Origin of the sequence: Streptomyces sp. NPDC088252 (assembly GCF_044740965.1) — a bacterium.
Classification (GTDB): Bacteria; Actinomycetota; Actinomycetes; order Streptomycetales; family Streptomycetaceae; genus Streptomyces.
In genome coordinates this window covers 1-16,734 of sequence record NZ_JBIURS010000046.1, presented here as the reverse complement: position 1 = coordinate 16,734, position 16,734 = coordinate 1, and the positions used below count along the sequence as shown (strand labels likewise).

At 70.4% G+C, this 16,734-nt stretch carries 15 protein-coding genes and 4 pseudogenes; 9 read left to right on the top strand and 10 right to left on the bottom strand.

Annotation, left to right across the window (positions count from 1 at the left end; translation table 11 throughout):
* Nucleotides 1-15 precede the first annotated feature (15 nt).
* The 6 genes from ACIOHC_RS42110 to ACIOHC_RS42085 all read right to left on the bottom strand — a co-directional run bounded on the left by ACIOHC_RS42110 (nucleotide 16) and on the right by ACIOHC_RS42085 (nucleotide 6,540).
* Nucleotides 16-1,419, bottom strand: coding sequence for an MFS transporter (locus tag ACIOHC_RS42110; protein ID WP_365693837.1), 1,404 nt, complete (start codon nucleotides 1,417-1,419; stop codon nucleotides 16-18).
* A gap of 150 nt (nucleotides 1,420-1,569) precedes the next feature.
* Entirely contained in the window at nucleotides 1,570-2,319 is a 750-nt protein-coding gene (locus tag ACIOHC_RS42105) for an aspartyl/asparaginyl beta-hydroxylase domain-containing protein (protein ID WP_365693817.1), read from the bottom strand.
* A gap of 179 nt (nucleotides 2,320-2,498) precedes the next feature.
* On the bottom strand, nucleotides 2,499-3,146 hold the full coding sequence (locus tag ACIOHC_RS42100) for a DJ-1/PfpI family protein (protein ID WP_365693815.1): 648 nt from the start codon (nucleotides 3,144-3,146) through the stop codon (nucleotides 2,499-2,501).
* A gap of 292 nt (nucleotides 3,147-3,438) precedes the next feature.
* Nucleotides 3,439-3,957 (bottom strand): copper chaperone PCu(A)C, encoded by a 519-nt coding sequence (locus ACIOHC_RS42095; RefSeq protein ID WP_365693813.1) that lies wholly within the window; start codon nucleotides 3,955-3,957, stop codon nucleotides 3,439-3,441.
* Between the two features lie 70 nt (nucleotides 3,958-4,027).
* Entirely contained in the window at nucleotides 4,028-6,316 is a 2,289-nt protein-coding gene (locus tag ACIOHC_RS42090) for a heavy metal translocating P-type ATPase (RefSeq protein WP_351084283.1), read from the bottom strand.
* Nucleotides 6,316-6,540 (bottom strand): hypothetical protein, encoded by a 225-nt coding sequence (locus ACIOHC_RS42085; RefSeq protein ID WP_351084285.1) that lies wholly within the window; start codon nucleotides 6,538-6,540, stop codon nucleotides 6,316-6,318. Before ACIOHC_RS42085 ends, ACIOHC_RS42090 begins: the two co-directional genes overlap by 1 nt.
* A 260-nt stretch (nucleotides 6,541-6,800) precedes the next feature.
* Between ACIOHC_RS42085 and ACIOHC_RS42080 the strand changes: the two genes are divergently transcribed.
* Complete coding sequence (locus ACIOHC_RS42080; RefSeq protein ID WP_365693811.1) at nucleotides 6,801-7,016, top strand: heavy-metal-associated domain-containing protein; 216 nt, start codon at nucleotides 6,801-6,803, stop codon at nucleotides 7,014-7,016.
* 102 nt (nucleotides 7,017-7,118) lie between these two features.
* Here ACIOHC_RS42080 and ACIOHC_RS42075 read toward each other — a convergent pair whose 3' ends face one another.
* Nucleotides 7,119-7,328, bottom strand: coding sequence for a hypothetical protein (locus ACIOHC_RS42075; protein WP_351084290.1), 210 nt, complete (start codon nucleotides 7,326-7,328; stop codon nucleotides 7,119-7,121).
* Nucleotides 7,329-7,710: 382 nt separating this feature from the next.
* On the opposite strand from ACIOHC_RS42075, the gene ACIOHC_RS42070 reads away from it, so the two are divergent.
* Entirely contained in the window at nucleotides 7,711-8,415 is a 705-nt protein-coding gene (locus ACIOHC_RS42070; RefSeq protein ID WP_351084293.1) for a hypothetical protein, read from the top strand.
* Between the two features lie 121 nt (nucleotides 8,416-8,536).
* Here the strand turns inward: ACIOHC_RS42070 and ACIOHC_RS42065 are convergent.
* The 3 genes and pseudogenes from ACIOHC_RS42065 to ACIOHC_RS42055 all read right to left on the bottom strand — a co-directional run.
* A pseudogene (locus tag ACIOHC_RS42065) lies at nucleotides 8,537-8,856 on the bottom strand (ISAzo13 family transposase); the annotation flags it as partial.
* Nucleotides 8,857-8,908: 52 nt separating this feature from the next.
* Nucleotides 8,909-9,277 (bottom strand): annotated as a pseudogene (locus ACIOHC_RS42060) (transposase); the annotation flags it as partial.
* Between the two features lie 161 nt (nucleotides 9,278-9,438).
* Nucleotides 9,439-10,032, bottom strand: coding sequence for a hypothetical protein (locus tag ACIOHC_RS42055; RefSeq protein WP_365693809.1), 594 nt, complete (start codon nucleotides 10,030-10,032; stop codon nucleotides 9,439-9,441).
* Nucleotides 10,033-10,176: 144 nt separating this feature from the next.
* Here ACIOHC_RS42055 and ACIOHC_RS42050 point away from each other — a divergent pair, with 144 nt between their 5' ends.
* The 7 genes and pseudogenes from ACIOHC_RS42050 to ACIOHC_RS42020 all read left to right on the top strand — a co-directional run.
* Nucleotides 10,177-10,434 (top strand): hypothetical protein, encoded by a 258-nt coding sequence (locus ACIOHC_RS42050; protein WP_401846720.1) that lies wholly within the window; start codon nucleotides 10,177-10,179, stop codon nucleotides 10,432-10,434.
* 392 nt (nucleotides 10,435-10,826) lie between these two features.
* On the top strand, nucleotides 10,827-11,972 hold the full coding sequence (locus ACIOHC_RS42045) for an FAD-dependent monooxygenase (RefSeq protein WP_351084298.1): 1,146 nt from the start codon (nucleotides 10,827-10,829) through the stop codon (nucleotides 11,970-11,972).
* A 49-nt stretch (nucleotides 11,973-12,021) separates the two neighbouring features.
* Nucleotides 12,022-12,915, top strand: a complete 894-nt coding sequence (locus tag ACIOHC_RS42040; protein WP_351084300.1) for an NAD(P)-binding domain-containing protein — start codon at nucleotides 12,022-12,024, stop codon at nucleotides 12,913-12,915.
* 78 nt (nucleotides 12,916-12,993) lie between these two features.
* Nucleotides 12,994-13,902: pseudogene (locus ACIOHC_RS42035) on the top strand (ISL3 family transposase); the annotation flags it as partial.
* A 51-nt stretch (nucleotides 13,903-13,953) separates the two neighbouring features.
* Nucleotides 13,954-14,485 (top strand): annotated as a pseudogene (locus ACIOHC_RS42030) (IS5 family transposase); the annotation flags it as partial.
* Nucleotides 14,486-15,381: 896 nt separating this feature from the next.
* Entirely contained in the window at nucleotides 15,382-16,014 is a 633-nt protein-coding gene (locus ACIOHC_RS42025) for a hypothetical protein (RefSeq protein WP_351084302.1), read from the top strand.
* A partial coding sequence (locus ACIOHC_RS42020; RefSeq protein ID WP_351084304.1) for a WD40 repeat domain-containing protein occupies nucleotides 15,999-16,734 on the top strand: 736 nt, incomplete at its 3' end. The genes ACIOHC_RS42025 and ACIOHC_RS42020, both read left to right, overlap by 16 nt.

Genomic DNA, 16,734 nt, shown 5'->3' with positions numbered 1-16,734 from the left:
TGGGTGTCGGGGTGTTCACGGGGCGGTCGCCCTCCGGGTCGCGAGGGCGGCGACCGCGCCGAGCGCCAGGGCCCCGGCCATCGCGAACAACGCGGTCCGGATGCCGTCGAGCAGGTCCGACGCCGAGGACTGCTGGCCGATGCCGGACGCGGCGGCGACGAGTAGCGCGAGGCCGACGGCACCACCGACCTGGAGCGAGGTGGACGCGATCCCGGAGGCGATGCCCTGGTCGCCCGGCGCCACCCCCGAGGCGGCGGCGATCCACAGGGCCGTCCACGCGGAGCCCTGGCCCAGGCTGACGAGCACGATCCCCGGCAGCAACGAGAGGTAGGAGCCGTCCGCCGCGACCGCGGGCACCAGGGCGAGTGCGCCGACGGCACCGGCCGCCAGCCCGCCGACCAGCAGACTCCGCGCCCCGAACCGGGCGACGGCGGGCGGCCCGGCCTGGGTGCCCGCCGCGACGACGACGGCCGGGACCAGGAAGCAGAGCCCGGTGACGAAGGCGTCGTACCCGCGCACGGCCTGGAAGTACAGGGTCAGGAAGTACGGCAGTGAGCTGAACGTCGCGCTGAACAGGGCCGCCATCGCCGTGGCCAGGACCAGCCCCCGGTGCCGGAAGAGCCGCACGGGCATCAGCGGATCGGTGGCTCGGCGCTCGACGACGGCGAAGAGAACCAGAGAGACGAACCCGGCCGCCGCGGCGACCAGGGACGCGGGGCGCGTCCAGCCCGTGGCGGGCGCGTACACCAGCAGGGAGACCAGCAGGGTGAGCCCGGCGGTGGCGGTGAGCGCCCCGGCCGCGTCGAAGCGGCGGGTCCGGTCCCGGGGCGGATCGGCCGGGAAGAGCAGCCGCCCCAGCACGGCGAGGGCCAGGGCCACGGGGACGTTGACCAGGAACACCGAGGGCCAGCCGTACGCGTGGACCAGGACGCCGCCGAGCAGCGAGCCGAAGCACAGGCCGCCCGCGCCCGCGGCGCCCCAGATCGCGAGGGCCCGGTTGCGGACGGGCCCTTCGGCGTACGTGGTGTTGATGAGCGACAGCGTGGCCGGGAACAGCAGGGAGCCGCCTATCCCCTGGGCCGCGCGGACGGCGAGCAGGACGCCGGGCGACTGGGCGAGGCCGCCGATCATGGAGGAGGCCGCGTAGATCGCCGTGGCGAGGACGAACATGCGGCGGCGTCCCAGAAGGTCGGCCGCGCGCCCTCCAAGCAGCAGGAAGCCGCCCGTGGTGACGACGTAGGCGCTAACCACCCACTGGAGGTCGTGGTCGGAGAACCCGAGTCCCGCGCCGATCTCGGGGAGGGCCACGTAGACGATGCTGTAGTCGAGGGATATGACGAGCTGGGCGAGCGCCAGGACGACCATGGGGAGGCCGAGGCGTCGGCGCCCTGCCGTCGGCTCGGCGGCGGTCGCGGACATGATCGTCCCCTTCTGGGTGTGGGCCCGGCGTACGGCCGGAGCGGTGCGTGCGGGCATGTCTGACATCGCCCCGACGGCGGAAGCGGAACGGGGCGGAGGAGCGTCCCGCCGGGCGCCGGTGGGCGGACGGGTGCGGGGCGTGGCGTGGGGTCACATGTCGGCGAGGAGCTTGCGTACCTCCGTTACCAGGACGGTCAGCCACCGGCGTTCGGGCTCGGTCGTCTCGGGGTGCCAGAGGTCGGCCAGAAGACAGGTCCGGGGGCGGTCACCGCGGTTCTCCGCGTGGTGGTCGAAGGAGTAGTCGAAGAGCAGGCAACGGCCTTCCTCCCAGGTGCGCGTCTCACCGGCGACGGTGATGTCGCAGTCGTCCGGGATGTCGACGGCGAAGTGGAGGTTGATGCTGAAGTTCCACAGGTCGCTGTGCGGGGCGATGCGGGAGCCTGGGAGCAGCGTGGAGAAGTGGCTTTCCAGGAGCGGGCAGATGAGACCGTCGGCGACGGCGACGTCTCTGATGACGCCGAAGGCGGTGGGGGCCAACTCCGCCGACTCCGGGTTGAGTCGACCGTCCTGGTAGAGGTAGAGGGACTGCCAGTCGTCCTGGCGGGCCAGGTAGTGCTCGTAGTCCGAGAACGCCGTACGCCGCGTCCGCCAGGCCCGCTCGTGCTCGGACCGAATCGTGCCGTGCGCGTTCTCCAGCGCGTCCACGAGCGAGGCGATGGCCGGATCGCTGCGCGGATCGTGCCAGGGCTGCTGGGATATCCCCGGCAGAATCCACTTGGCGCCCGCTTGAAGGGAATGTCTCGGGATTCTTCCCGGAGCCATCATCTCCTCCACCCGCGCCAGCGAGTCGGGGCCGAACTCCTCACGTATCAGGGCGAACTGTTCGTCCGTCGACTGCATCACGCATTCCTTCCCGCCCATGCCGCGAAGGTCTGGACCATAAGGCGCGCCCTTCGCGGCAGCGGCCTCATCGAGGGTTGGTGGCCACTTCGCGTTAAAAGTCGAACGGAGGTCCGGCCGAGTTCCCGCCGTGGCCGAAAAGCTCATCGGAACCGCGCCCGTCGGGAAAGCGGCCGGGCTCAGTCGCTCTTTTTCGCCGGATCGGGGCCGAAAACGGTGAAGAGGGTGTCGACGACCCGGTCCGAGGCTGTCTCTCTGCTTCCGGCGTCGTACGGCGGCTGAGGGGCGTACTCGATGAGCAACTGCACGGCCTGGGCCACGTCGTCGCCGGAGATTCGGCCGGCCAGCGTCAGGGCCATGTCGATGCCGGCCGAGACGCCGGCACCGGTCGCGTAGTGGCCGTCGATGACCACACGCTCCGGAGTGGGCGTCACTCCGAACGGGGTGAGCTGGTCCAACGCCCCCCAGTGGCTCGTCGCCCGGCGGCCGGACAGGACCCCGGCGGCGGCCAGCACCAGTGATCCCGTGCAGACCGACGTCATCCAGGTCGCGGACCGGTCGACCGTACGCAGCCAGGCGTGCAGAGCTCCGTCCGTCATCTGGTCCGCCTGCCCGGGGCCTCCCCCGACCAAGACCACATCGGGAGCGGGCACCTCGTTCAGGTGCCTCACGACATCGATGGACAGACTGCCCAGGTCGTTCGTCACGAGGCCGGGATTCTCGGCCACGAAGACGGCCTCGGCCCCCGGAAGGCGTCCCAGGACCTCGTAGGGGCCGATGACGTCCAGCGCGGTGAATCCGGGATAGAGCACGATCGCGACCTGCACGGAAATCTCCTCCGGTAAATCGGTCATGGCGTATGCGCGCACGAGGGCGGGAATTCGGGCGAGCAGAAAACCGGTGCGGTCTCCATCCGGCCGGGTGAACGCCCCGCCGCCGCCCGGGGGCCGACGGTGCGAAAGTGCGCAGCGCCGACGGAAATGCGCTGCCGTCACCGACGACATCAGCCACCAGGCTGTTTGATAAGTCGGATGGAAGCGCTGCCGAGTTCCCGCCCCGCCGGAGTTCTGCTGTGGGATGGCGGCATACCGGTGCTACGTCGGGTCGCCTGCCTCGGCTTCAGGGGGTGGAGCCCAGGGTGACCGGCCGGACGGTGGCTTCCACGGTGATTTTCCCGGACCGCTGGAAGTCGAGGGTGAACGTGACGCAGTCCCCGGGACGCCACGAGGGGTCGGCGCGGAGGGTCACCGCCGAGCCGTGCGGGGACATCTCCACTTCCCCCTTGGCCGGGATGTCCACGCTCCCGGAGCGCTCGCGGTAGGCGCCGTTCGCCGTGTTCATGCGGTGCACGGTCAGCTCGGCGGCCGAGGAGCCCGTGGAGGTGGCCGAGCGGAGCCGGTCCGGGGCGCCGCCGGTGTTGGCGACGCGGAAATAGGCGTTGGTGTTCTGCCCGGGTATCACCGGCAGCAGGACCCGGGCTTCCCGTACCTCGATCTTCGCGGGGCTGCCCGCGTATCCGGCAGTGGTCCAGGCGGAGAGGCAGCCGATGGCGGCGAGCGAGGCCAGGGCCACCACCGCTCCGGTCCCTGCGGCTTCCCGTGCCCGGCGCACACGGCCGGGGGTTGGAGGGTTGTTCATGAACGCGCGTTTCCTCGGCGTGAGAGGGATATGAGCTGGGCCGCAGCGATGCGGCCGGGAACGGTGGGGGTCACACCAGGCTCCGTGCGGCGGTACGGGTACGGGGCTGCCGGGCCGGTGAGGGCTGCCAGGTACGCAGGCGCAGGCTGTTGGCCACGACGAGGACGGAGCTGAGGGACATCGCGACGGCGGCGACCATGGGGTTGAGCAGGCCGACCATGGCCAGCGGCATGGTCACGGCGTTGTAGCCGAAGGCCCACACCAGGTTGGTGCGGATGGTGCCCAGGGTGTGCCGGGCCAGCCTGACCGCGTCGGCGAGCGCTTCGATGTCGCTGCGTACGAGCGTGACGTCGGCGGCGCCCATGGCTACGTCGGTTCCGGTGCCCATGGCGATGCCCAGGTCGGCTCCGGCGAGCGCGGCGGCGTCGTTGACGCCGTCCCCGACGACGGCGACCCGCCGCCCCTCGGCCCGCAGTCGGCGTACCAACTCGGCCTTGTCTTGAGGGGTGCAGCGGGCGTGGACCTCCACGATGCCGAGGTCCTCGGCGACCGCCCGTGCGACGGGGGCCCGGTCGCCGGTGGCCAGGACGGGGCGGACGCCGAGCCTGCGCAGCCGGTCGACGGCGCGGTAGCTGCCGGGCCGTACGAGATCGGCGACCTCCACGACGGCCGCGGGGACGCCATCGACCCGTACCAGCACCGTCGTACGCGCTACCTCGTCGGCCCGCTCACGCGCGGCTCGCAGGGCGGCGGGCAGCTCGGTGCCGTCCGGTGTCAGCACCTCCACCTCGCGTCCCTCCACCACTCCGCTCACCCCGTGCCCGGCGGCGGCCCGGAACCCGGTCACGGCGGGCAGGTCGTCGTCTCCGGCTGCGCCGCGGGCGAAGGCCGCGATCGCCCGGCCCAGCGGGTGCTCCGAGCCCTGCTCGACCGCGCCCGCCAGCCGCGTGACCTCGTCGGCGCCCGGCCCGTCGGGCGTGGCGGTGACCCGGCCGACGCTCATGTGCCCGGACGTCAGGGTCCCGGTCTTGTCGAGCACCACCGTGTCGACATGCTGAAGTCCCTCCAGGGCCTGCGGCCCGCTGACCAGGACACCCAACCGGGCGCCACGGCCGGTGGCGGCCATCAGCGCCGTCGGGGTCGCGAGCCCCAGCGCACACGGGCACGCGACGACGAGGACCGCGACAGCGGTGGTGATCGCGGCCTGCGGGTCGGCGTCCGCGCCGAGCCAGAAGCCGAGCGTCGTGGCCGCGAGCGCCAGGACGACGGGGACGAAGACTCCCGCGACGGTGTCGGCCAGCCGCTGGGTACGCGCCTTGCCCGCCTGGGCGTCGGTGATCAGTTGGGTGATGCGGGCCAGTTGGGTGTCCGCGCCGACGGCGGTCGCCCGCACCAGCAGCAGACCTCCCATGTTCACGGAACCGCCGGTCGCCGGGGCCCCCGGGCCCACCTCAACGGGTTCGGACTCCCCGGTGACCAGGGACAGGTCGACGGCCGAGCTGCCCTCGACCACCTCACCGTCGGTGGCGACCCGCTCCCCCGGACGCACCACGAACGTGTCGCCGACCCGCAGCCGCTCGATCGGCAGGAGCTCGTCCACCCCGCCGCGGCGTACGGTGACCTCCTTCGCGGCGAGCCGGGCGAGCGAGCGCAACGCCGCCCCGGTCCCGCGCCTGGCCCGGCCCTCCAGGAAGCGGCCCAGCAGGACGAACAGCGGTACGCCCACCGCCGCTTCGAGGTAGACGTGCGCCATGCCGTCGGAGGCCGAGGGGACCAGGCTGAAGGGCATCCGCATGCCGGGCATACCGGCGCCGCCCAGGAACAGCGCGTACGCCGACCAGCCGAACGACGCGAGCACACCGAGCGAGACCAGGGTGTCCATGGTCGCCGTTTCGTGCCGCAGCCCGCTCAGGGCGCGGCGGTGGAAGGGCCATGCGCTCGCGGTCGCGACGGGAGCGGTGAGCACGAAACACAGCCACTGCCAGTTGTCGAACTGCAATGCCGGAACCATCGACAGGACGAGAACGGGGACCGACAGCACCATGGCGACCAGCAGACGTTCGCGTTCCCGCCGCACCTCCTCACCGGACTCCGCCTCGGGCCGGGCAGGGCGTTCGTCCTCAGACGGCATCATCAGCTGGGCGGTGTACCCGGCGGCGCCGACCACAGCGGTCAGCTCTTCTGGTGTCACCTCCGGGGGGTGGCTGACCCGGGCCCGGCCGGTGGCGAGGTTCACCTCCGCCGTGACGCCGTCCAGCTTGCCCAGCTTGCGCTCGACCCGCCGGACGCAGGCCGCACAGGTCATTCCCCCGACGCCGATGTCGGTCACCACGACGGTGGGCGCCGCTTCGGCTGTCATCAGTGACCGCCCCCGTGCTCCATCGGCATATCCCCGTCCCGCGAAGGCGCGTCACCGGTGATGCCAGGGCCGTGCATCCCGGGTGCGACCGGCCCCACGGCCTGCCCCACCGCGTAGGCTCCCGCGAACACCGCTCCGAGCAGGAACAGGAACGCCCACAACGCGGGTGGTGGGAGGAGCCGGGCGGTCTTCGCTCCGGTCCCGGGATCTGCCTTCTGCTCCACAGCATGCTCCTCGGCGTTCTGGACGCGAGCCGATGCGCGACGGCTCGTTGCGGTCCAGAAGTCGAAGGAGACCCCTTGGGAGTTCCCGGGCGTACGGGTGAACAGCGTCACAGCACCCGGACGAGTGGAGGCGGGAGCGGGCCCAGGCCGGTGCACGACCCCTGTGGTGACCGACTCGCCGAAGTCGCCCAACCGGGCGGCCGGTGAACGCCAGCCCTCCGCTGTACGTGTGCGGAGGGGACCGACACGAGGAACAGAGCATGAACGAGAACCGTTACCGCGTCACCGGAATGACGTGCGGCCACGGCGTGGCGGGCGTCACGGAGGAGGTTTCCGAGGTGCCGGGCGTCGACGAGGTCGAGGTCGACCTCCCCGAGGGGACGGACCTGGTCCGTGGCCGGCGCCTCGACGACGTCCTGATCCGCACGGCCATCGCCGAAGCCGGATATACCGTCACGGAGCCGGTGGCGGTCTGACCCGAGGGCCTGCCTGTCACGGAGCGGCGCTCGTTCGCATCGTCGTGAGCCGAGGGGTGAGCGCGGGTCCGGGAAGCCCCACTCCCCGGACCCGTGTGGCCGTCATGCGCTGACGGCTGCGTCGAGGCAGCCGGCCTTGGCCTCCTCGATCAGGGACCCGAACTGGTCCGCGCTCATCTCCACCCGCTGTCCGAAGTCGTCGGTGATCACGATTCTGCGTTCGGGCGGAGCGGTCTCGTCCGCGAACAGTTCCGGGCAGCCGCAGTTGCAGTTCCCGCAGAAGGTGGCCAGGGGTTCGGGTGATCCGGTCATCGCGCTCTCCTCCATGTCCGTCGGGCCCCGGGCGGAGCCAGGGGTCCGAGTACGGAGGTGATGCCCAGCACCCTCGGGCGGCACGCTCCGTCGGCTAGGGGGATGGGAGCACGGCGATGCGGCCGCGCCCACCCGATGCACCCGAAGCCCACAGGGGGAAGGGAACTGGAAGGCGGTGCTGTACGACCACTCGAATGTCGGCGGACCGGCTGCGGGGCAGGCGGGACAGAGTCCGGAACACGCCCAGGGGGACCCGGTCTGGAGGTGTCAGCGGGGCAGTGCCAGGATCGGGAAGCATGTCGGTGGGATGCGGTTTCGCGCCACACGGTCCGCGCTGTTCGCGGTCGTGTGCGTTGCGCTGACTGCCCTCGGTCACGCCCTCATGTCGGACACCCCACTTCCCTGGTGGGCTCTGGGGCTGAGCATTGCCGGAGTCGGCGCGCTGGCCTGGCTCGTCGCCGGACGGGAGCGGGGCCAGGCCACCGTCATCGCGCTCACCGTCGCCGTGCAGGCGGGGCTGCACGCGGCGTTCACTCTCGCCCAGACCGCGCAGCAGACAGCCGCAGGGGGCGGGGGCGAGTCCGCGCTCGCCGCCAGATGGGCGGACGCCCTGCTGTGCGGCCCGCACAGCGACACCGCGGCGGCGGCACGCGCCTACGACGTGGCCGCGCAGGCCGGGCTGACCGACAGCATGCCGCTGCCCAGCCTGGAAGAGGGCTCCTCCGCCATAGCGGCGCTCGGGCACGCCGCCCACGCAGCCCACACGACCGGAGCTCACGCCGCCCAGCCCGCGCACGACATGGCGGCGATGACCGGCACCGCGTCCTGGGGCATGCTGGCGGCGCACGTGGTGGCTGCGCTGCTGTGCGGCCTGTGGCTGGCACGGGGCGAGCGCGCCGCCTTCCAGATCCTCCGCGCCTTGGCGGGCCGCTTCCGCCTCCCCCTCTTCCTGCTCGACGGGCTCCGCCCGCTTCCGTCCGCGCCCCCGGCGTCCGCCGTCGACCGTTCCGTCAGGCGCCCGCGCTCGCGCCTGCTCGTCCACACGCTCGTCACCCGGGGACCGCCCAGGGAGATCGCTGTCCGCTGACAGCCGGCTCACGTCGGCCGTTCGACCGCCGCCGACGTGCGTCCGTGCACGAACCGCACGGGCGCGATTTCCCAACTCTCCGGACAGGGCACGCCCGTGCGCCGCGCCCTGTCCGGAAAAACCGGGTGTGCGGCTCGATCAGAGCTTCAAGCGCGGGCAGCAGACCGGGGTCGCTGACCGTCACCGGCTTACGGCCGGCTCCTGGAGCCCGGATCCGCCCGTCTGGCAAAGGGCGCCCGGAGAGCTCGACGATCCCGCGTGCGATGGTGGCCGTACTGGCGCCAGAAGCGGCCGCCACCAGCGTGATCCAGCCGTGGCCAAGCGCGGCGGCCTCGCTGGCCCGGTAGATCTGACGGCTCGCTCATCGAGATGAGGAAGGAACTGATCGAACTTCGCCCTCAAAGCCACAACTGAAACACGAGCGGCCGTATCCGCGGTCACACCTCATTGTCCCGCCAACACCCTTACGCCGAGCGGTAATTGAAATACGGGCCCCTGCGGTGCCGAAGTACTGGCGCTGGACTTCGGCGGAGGTGGTGCCCTTCTTCACGAAGCCTGTGTCGTCGATGATCAGCACGCCGTTGGCCGCACCGAGGTACTCGGCGACGTAGGCGTGCAGGTCATCGCGGACCTCGCCGGCCTCCCAGCGACTCCGGGAAAGCAGGTGCTGCAGCCCATCAGGGGTGGCGTGGCTGGCGTATTCGGCGAGCTGCCAGCCGTTCTTGCGGCCCACGGGGCCAAGGAGTCCACGGATGTAGTCCCGCACGCGGCGACGGGATTCCACGCGGGTGAAACGCCCTCCTATCCGCAAGAGCAGCTCAGCAAGCCCCTTTGCCCACAGGTCCGTTGGTCTATCACTCATGCGAGCGGGCTGCCCGGAACGTTGCCACTACAAGCAGCGCGGCCACACGTTCGTGGGACGGCCCGGCAGAGACCGCCCCACCCCGTCCCAGCCCGCTAAACTCTCCGCGCCCAAGCCGTTGACCAGCGCTGATGGAGAAGCCCGGCTGGAGTACCACTGCGTCACGAGTGGTAGAGCACCCGCACGACCATTGTGTCGCCGGGCAGGCCGTCCAGGCAGGCGTTGAACATCCGCTCGCAGTCGGGGCCGCCGCCCTCCACCCACCGCCTGTCGAGGGTGAGCAGGGCGAGGGTGGGCAGCACGGCGGCCACATGGCGGGTTACGTAGGTTTCCAGGTCCTCGTCGAGGCGGAGAGCGGGGTCGGAGGTGAACCGTTCCTCCAGGGCGGGGTCGGCCTCGATCGCCTGGATCAGGGGCTGTTCACGGAAGGTGGCGACGGCCGCCTCCCTGGCGTGTTCGGGCTCCAGGGTCCTGGCCCGCTCGGCGAAGTGGTGGAAGGGCAGCGCGGGCGGGTAGCGGTCAGCGAAGGCGTGGTACGCCGTCCAGGTGCTGGCCGCCCGGCGGGCCTCGGCGGCGCGGGGCGTGTCGAGGTAACGCGGCGGCTTCGGCAACCGCATCACGCGGTCCAGGCGGCCCATTCTCGAAACTGCTGTGCCCCGGAGCCGGAGGTGGTCCTCGGCGATCCGCTGTGGGGCGAGTGGTGTGGTGGCTGAGGGTGCGACGTCGAGGACGTGGGTGCGTCGTCCGGGTTTCACCGCTGAAGGGCAGGCATGTCAACTTCCTGGGCCGCTGCCAGTTCGACATCCATACCAGTGGACCCACCCCTGGCCTCTACAGCTGTAGCAATGGCGGTGTACTCTACTTCTGTAGAGGAAGTGAACGTGTGAACGGGAACAACTGTGACGGAAAGCTCGATACGACGGAAGCAGCCGGTCGACGCGGCGATCAAGACGCTGGCCGCGACGGGTCCGCGGGGGGGGCTGACCCACCGAGCCGTCGACCAGCGGGCGGGGCTGGCGGAAGGCTCCTGGTCCTACCACTTCACGATCTGGCAGGTGCTGCTACGAGCGGCCGCGGACCGGCTCGCTGAGGTGGACATCGCGGACGCCACCACGCTGCCGCTGACGGGTACCGCTTCAGCAGAGAAGCCGAGGTAGCAGTGGTCTTCCTGGAGCACTGGATGACCCAGGGCGCGTGCGCACGCTGGCACGTCGCAAACCCGCCCTTGAGACGACACACAGGCCCGAACTGCGGGCGGTACTCAAGACCGCAGCCGTACATGCGACGGCCGGTCGTCGACCTGCTTACGGCAGCCGACATCCCCAAGCCGGAGCAGCACGCGAAGACACCCATCGCCTCCATCGACGTCTGATCTTCGAGCACCTGGCCGGCCCGGACGGATTCGATCTCCACCCGCCCGAACCGCGCATCACGCTGCTGTACCTGATACGCACCTTCACCAACTGACCTCCGTTCCAGTGTTGATGGGGCGGAATCTGCCGCAAAACAGTTCCAAAACCTGGCAAGAACCCGAAAGAGAAAACACCTTATGGACCACGTACTCATTGCCGGAGCAGGCATCGGCGGACTCACCCTCGCGGCGGGGCTCGCCAACCGCGGCATCCCGGCCGTCGTCCTGGAGCAGGCCGAACAGCTCGCTCCTGTCGGGGCCGGCCTGACTGTGCAGCCCAACGCGCTGATCGCGCTGCGCCGCCTGGGTCTGGCCGCGCCTTTCGAAGCCGTCGGCGCGCGGCTGTCCACGGCCGCCGTCTACGATGCCCGCGGCCGCGTCCTGCTGCAGCCCAGCGCCGCCCAGGCCAGTGCCCTGCTGGCGGAGATCGGTGCCCCCACCCTGGGCCTGCACCGCGCCACCATCCACCAAGCACTGGTCGGCCAGCTCGGCACCAACGAACTGCGGCTCGCCTCGACCGTCACCGCCGTCGACCCAGATCAGGCCGCGGTCACGCTCGCCGACGGGCAGGAAGTGCACGGCTCCGTGCTGATCGGTGCGGACGGCCTGCGCTCCACCGTCCGAAGCGCACTGCTGGGCGCCCAGGCACCCGAATACAGCGGCTACTACTGCTGGCGCGGCGTCACCGATGCCAACCCTTTGCCCGGTGACTGGATTGGCGAGATGTGGGGAGCGGGCCGCCGCTTCGGCGGATGCGTCATCGACGGTGGCCACTTGTACTGGTTCCTGTGCGCCAAGGGCCCCGCCGATGGCAAGGACAGCGACACCCGTGCCGCGCTTACCCGGGCCACGGCTGAGTTCCCCGATTACGTCCGCCAAGCCGTCAAGGACACTCCCGTCAGCGCCATCCGCCGCGACGACATCCGCGACCGCCCGCCGGTCACGCAGTGGGGCAGGGGCCGCACCACTCTGCTCGGCGACGCCGCCCACCCCATGACCCCCAACCTGGGTCAGGGCGCGTGTCAGGCCATCGAGGACGCTCTCGCCCTCACCGACCTGATCACCGAGTACGGTCCCACCTCCGACGCCCTGCGCCGCTATGAACGCTTCCGCCAGCCCAGGGCCAACGCCGTCGTCAAGGCCGCTCATCAGATCGGACGCATTGCCCACTGGAGCACCCCCACAGGTACCCGGGTACGCAACACCCTTGTCCGCCTGACCCCGGCTTCCGTCCTGGTGCGCCAGCTGCGCGCCTCCTGGCGGCTGCCCCAGACCACGAGCTGACCCCCAAACACCCCTCCCACCACGCTGACTCACTGGAAGCGAGCACAAGATGCACGACCTCGACACCGACACCGGCCGTACCCCCCTCTCGGTCCTCGGGCTGGGCCTGATGGGCCAGGCCCTGGCCGCGGCCTTCCTGGCCCAAGGCCACCCCACCACTGTGTGGAACCGCACCCACACCAAGGCCGAACCCATCACCGCGCTGGGCGCACAGCTCGCCTGGACCGTCCGTGACGCCGTCACGGCCAGCCCGCTCGTGGTCATTTGTGTCTCCGACTACACCAGCGTGCGTGACATCCTCGAACCCGTGAGCCGGGACCTCGTCGGCCGCACCCTGGTCAACCTGACCTCGGGCACCTCACAAGCGGCCCGCGAGACGGCCAAGTGGGCGGTGGACCAAGGCGCCGCCTACCTCGGCGGCGCGATCATGGCCGTGCCCCCGGCCATCGGCACCGCGAACGCCACCATCCTCTACAGCGGTCCAACCACCGCATTCGACCAGCACCAACAGACACTCAGCAGCCTCGGCGGCCCCGTTTACGTCGGCGCAGACCATGGCCTGCCGTCCCTGTTCGACGCGGCCGCACTCAGTTTGGTGTGGAGCACCCTCAACGGCTTCCTGCACGGCGCCGCCCTGCTCGGCAACGCGGGAATCCCCGCAACCGCATTCGCACAGCTCGCCAAGACGGGCATAGAAACCGTGGCCGGTTGGGTGCCCGGCTATGCGCAGCAGATCGACGATGGCACCTACCCAGCCACCGAATCCACCGTCAACACGAACCTGGCCGGAATGAAACACCTCCTCCACGAAAGCCACGCCGCCGACATCAACACCGAACTACCCGAACTCCTCACGACCCTGGCCGAACGAGCAGTAGCCAAGGGACACGGCAACAACAGCTACGCAGCGATCATCGAGCAGCTCCGGCACCCCACGCCGTAACTCACGGGACTGTAAATCGTTCGGGTCCGGCCCGTAGTCGGTGGTGACGCCGCGTAGCCGTTTTTTGATCACGATCTTGTGGTGGATAGCAACTTCCTTGTGGGGACGGTGTTTTCCTGTCTGTCGGCGCTGGTCGTCGAGGACGTGGTGGACAGCGGTGACGCGGTGGTGGTCACGGCTCGCACTCGGGATGCGGCGGTGCCGTGTCCGGTGTGCCGGACGCCGACGGCGAAGGTGCACGGGTATCACCGCCGGTCAGTGACGGACGTGCCGGTCGACGGCCGCCGGGTCGTCGTCCACCTGCGCGTACGGCGGCTGGTGTGTCCGGTCCTGGGCTGTGGACTGCAGACCTTCCGCGAGCACGTTCCCGGACTGCTGGAGCGCCATCAGCGTCGCACGGTGCGGCTTGCCTGGCAGATAACGCAGGTGGCGCGGGAGTTATGCGGCCGGGCGGCCGCACGCCTCGCCGGCCTGCTGGCCGTGCCCGTTTCCCGCAGTACCGCACTGCGCCATCTGCGACGCCTGCCGCTGCCGCAGCAGGCGGTCCCCCGAGTGATCGGCGGGGACGATTTCGCCCTGCGCCGCCGCCACCGCTACGCCACGATCATCACGGATGCCGAGACCGGCCAACGCGTCGCGGTCCGGCCCGACCGCGAGAGGGCCACCCTGGAGTCCTGGCTGCGCGAACATCCTGGTGTCGAGGCCGCGTGCTGCGACGGCTCCGCCACCTACGCCGAGGCCATCCGCCGTGCCCTGCCCGACGCGGTGCAGGTCAGCGACCGATGGCACCTCTGGAGAAACTTCTGCGACAAAGTCCAGCTCGAGGTCCGCGCGCACACCGGCTGCTGGGCCACCATCAACCCGCCCCGGCGGAATACGCGAGCGGACCACCCGAGAACGCTGGAACAAAGTCCACGACCTCCTCGGCCAGGGCGTCGGCCTGCTCGAATGTTCCCGCCGCCTGGGCCTGGCCCTGAACACCGTCAAACGCTACGCCCGCATGCCCGAACCCCAGGCCGTGCGCATCGCCCCCGCCGGGACGGCACCTGGGACCGCATCCACGACGAACTCCGCCGCCAGGTCCGGACCGGGGCCGGACGCGATCCCGAGCCGTCGGCCGCCGCGATCGACGCCCAGTCCATCAAAACCAGCGAGGGCGGCGAGGCACGCGGATTCGACGCGGGCAAAGCGAACAGCAGGGCGGAAGAGACACATGTTCGTGGACACGATGGGCCTGCTGCTGGTCGTCGCGGTCACCTCCGCTTCCGTCCAGGACCGCGCCGGATTCCGCACTGTCAGCCTGGTGTGGGCCGACGGCGGATACGCCAACTCCGTTGATTCCACGCTGCATTCATGGGCCCGCGACGCGTTGAACATCGTCGTCGAGATCGTGAAGCGGACCGACGACGTCAAGGGATTCAAGGTCCTGCCCAGCCGCTGGGTGGTGGAGCGAAGTTTCGGCTGGCTGGTCCGAAACCGTCGGCTGGCCCGCGACTACGAATGGCTGACCGCGACCTTCGAGGCCATGATCAAGGTGGCGATGATCCGCCTGATGCTCGTCCGGCTCGCCGAGCAGCCAGGGCGGTGGAGCCATGAATCCCACCCAAGACCGCCCGGGCCAAGACCGCCGGGGACCTCATCGCAGTGTAATCAACCGGCCACCCGACCGATCTGAGGGCGGGCCTGCGTGCCGTGACCCCGGGCGGGGAGTCACCGGCTGGCCGACGCGTTCGAAACGGCATTCACGGCATCTCCGATACACAGCGTGGCACCGACGATGGTCCCTTCGGTCAACCTCGCCATGAGGTCCGCCGCTTATGGAGGTTGGGTCAGCGGCTGTGGGAGAACGCGATGCGCGGATCCACCTGCCGCTGCGGCCCAGCGCCGTTCCGTTACGCGGTTTGCGTCGGCGGCCGAGCGGATGCGACCATCGGTCCCGTGATCTTCGCTTCCCGCGACCGGAAGGGCGGCCACCGCCCTCACCGGTGAGCCTGCCAGGGCCGGCAGTGCTGTCGGCGATCCCAGACGCCTCCCGATCTGACACCCAGCTGCGCGATGGCCAGTGTGCCAGGGGCTCGTTGCTGTCGCTGCGGCTGACGTGCCAAAGCGCCGTTGGAAGCCCGGCATTGGAAGGTATCGGCCCACCCCTCCTGCCGCGTGCCCGTCCTCGTATGGGCTTCCGTCAGGAGCGCGTCCTCTCCGTGGCGCGCCACGGTCCGCCCCGCCGCCATGTACCGGGCAGGCAGACGGTCCGCGACGGCCGTCACCAGCCCCGAGACGCGGGTTGCGCGAAATGCGACGACCGGACCAGTCACCCGTGTCAGCACCGCCGTACGACGGCCACTTCCCCGGCTCTTCCCGGAGGAGACCGACCCGCAACGCGGCGCTGGCCCTTCCTCCGGTCTTAAGGAGATCCGGAATGACTCGCCCCTTGGTCGGACTACCAAGTCCTTTCAGCAGGAGGTCATGATGGAATCACCGGCCACCACCACCGCTTCGACCCCGGCCACCACAACGGGGACTGCTGCCCAAGTACCCTCCGGAGGCTGGTCGCGCACCGACCGGGCGGTGCAGCAGGCAACGGTGGACCGCGCCCTTGCCGCCAAAACCGTCGACCGGCTGCTGACCGACACCGGGTTCCTCGTCCATGCCCACCCGGACGTCGTTCGTCCTCTGCTTGACCGCGCGCGGAGCGAGACCGCGCTGCGGGCCTCCCGTATCTACCGTGCGGCCCTGCACGACCACCCGCATCCCCACCCGGCCCTTCGGGCTTGGCTGTTGGACGTCCACGCCCAACGCCTCGGCTCTGCCCACCTGACCTACTCCACGGCCCCAGGCACGACTAACCCGACCGATCGGCCCGCCTGGCAGACAGGGTGGTCCTGCGACGCCCTCGTGTACCACCGCTGCCTGTGGACCCTAACCGGCCACACCGACCGGGTGTTGTCGGTGGCGACCTCGGTGGTCGACGACCGCCCGGTCGCCGTCACCGGCAGCGCGGGCCGGACGGCACGGATCTGGGACCTGAGGACCGGACACCAGATCGGCCCACCACTCACCGGCACACCGGTCCTATGTCGGCCGTGGCCACCACCATGATCGGCGACCGCCCCGTCGCCGTCACCGGCAGCGCGGACCGGACGGTGCGTGTGTGGGACCTGAGGACCGGATACGAGACTGGCCTGCCCCTCACCGGCCACGTCGGCCCGGTGTTCAACCTGGCGACCACCATGATGTACGGCTGCCCCGTGGCCGTCGTTGTCAGCCGGCGCGATTGCGGCGACTGCTTCCTCCACATCGCCCACGTATGGGACCTCGAAACGGGAGAGCTGTTGGACGAGCTGGCCGGCGACGCCGAGTACACGGCGACCGCCCTAGTCGAAGGCCACCCCGTGGCCGTCGTAGGCGGCTGGACCGGGGTACGGCTGACCGACCTCATTACTGGCCGGGTGCGCCACTTTCACAGGTACGGTCCGGTCAGAGGACTGGCGACCATGATGATGGACGACCGCCCCGTCGCCGTTGTCCGCGGCGAGGAGACCATCTGGATCACAGACCTGACCACGGGACGGCTCGCGCCGGGCCCCCGCATCTCAAAGCTCGAACAGTGGGGGTGGACGGCGGCTACGGTGGTGGACGGCCGCCCGCTGGCCTTCACCGCTGATTTCTATCGCAATGTGCTGCGCGTGTGGGACGTGACCAGCCCCCAGGAATCCGAGAAGACTGAGGTGACCCCTGTGGTGTGGACACACCTGACAATGGATCTTGCTGATCCTGGAAGGTGTAGATCTACGTGGCACGGCCCTCGAAGTACAGTGC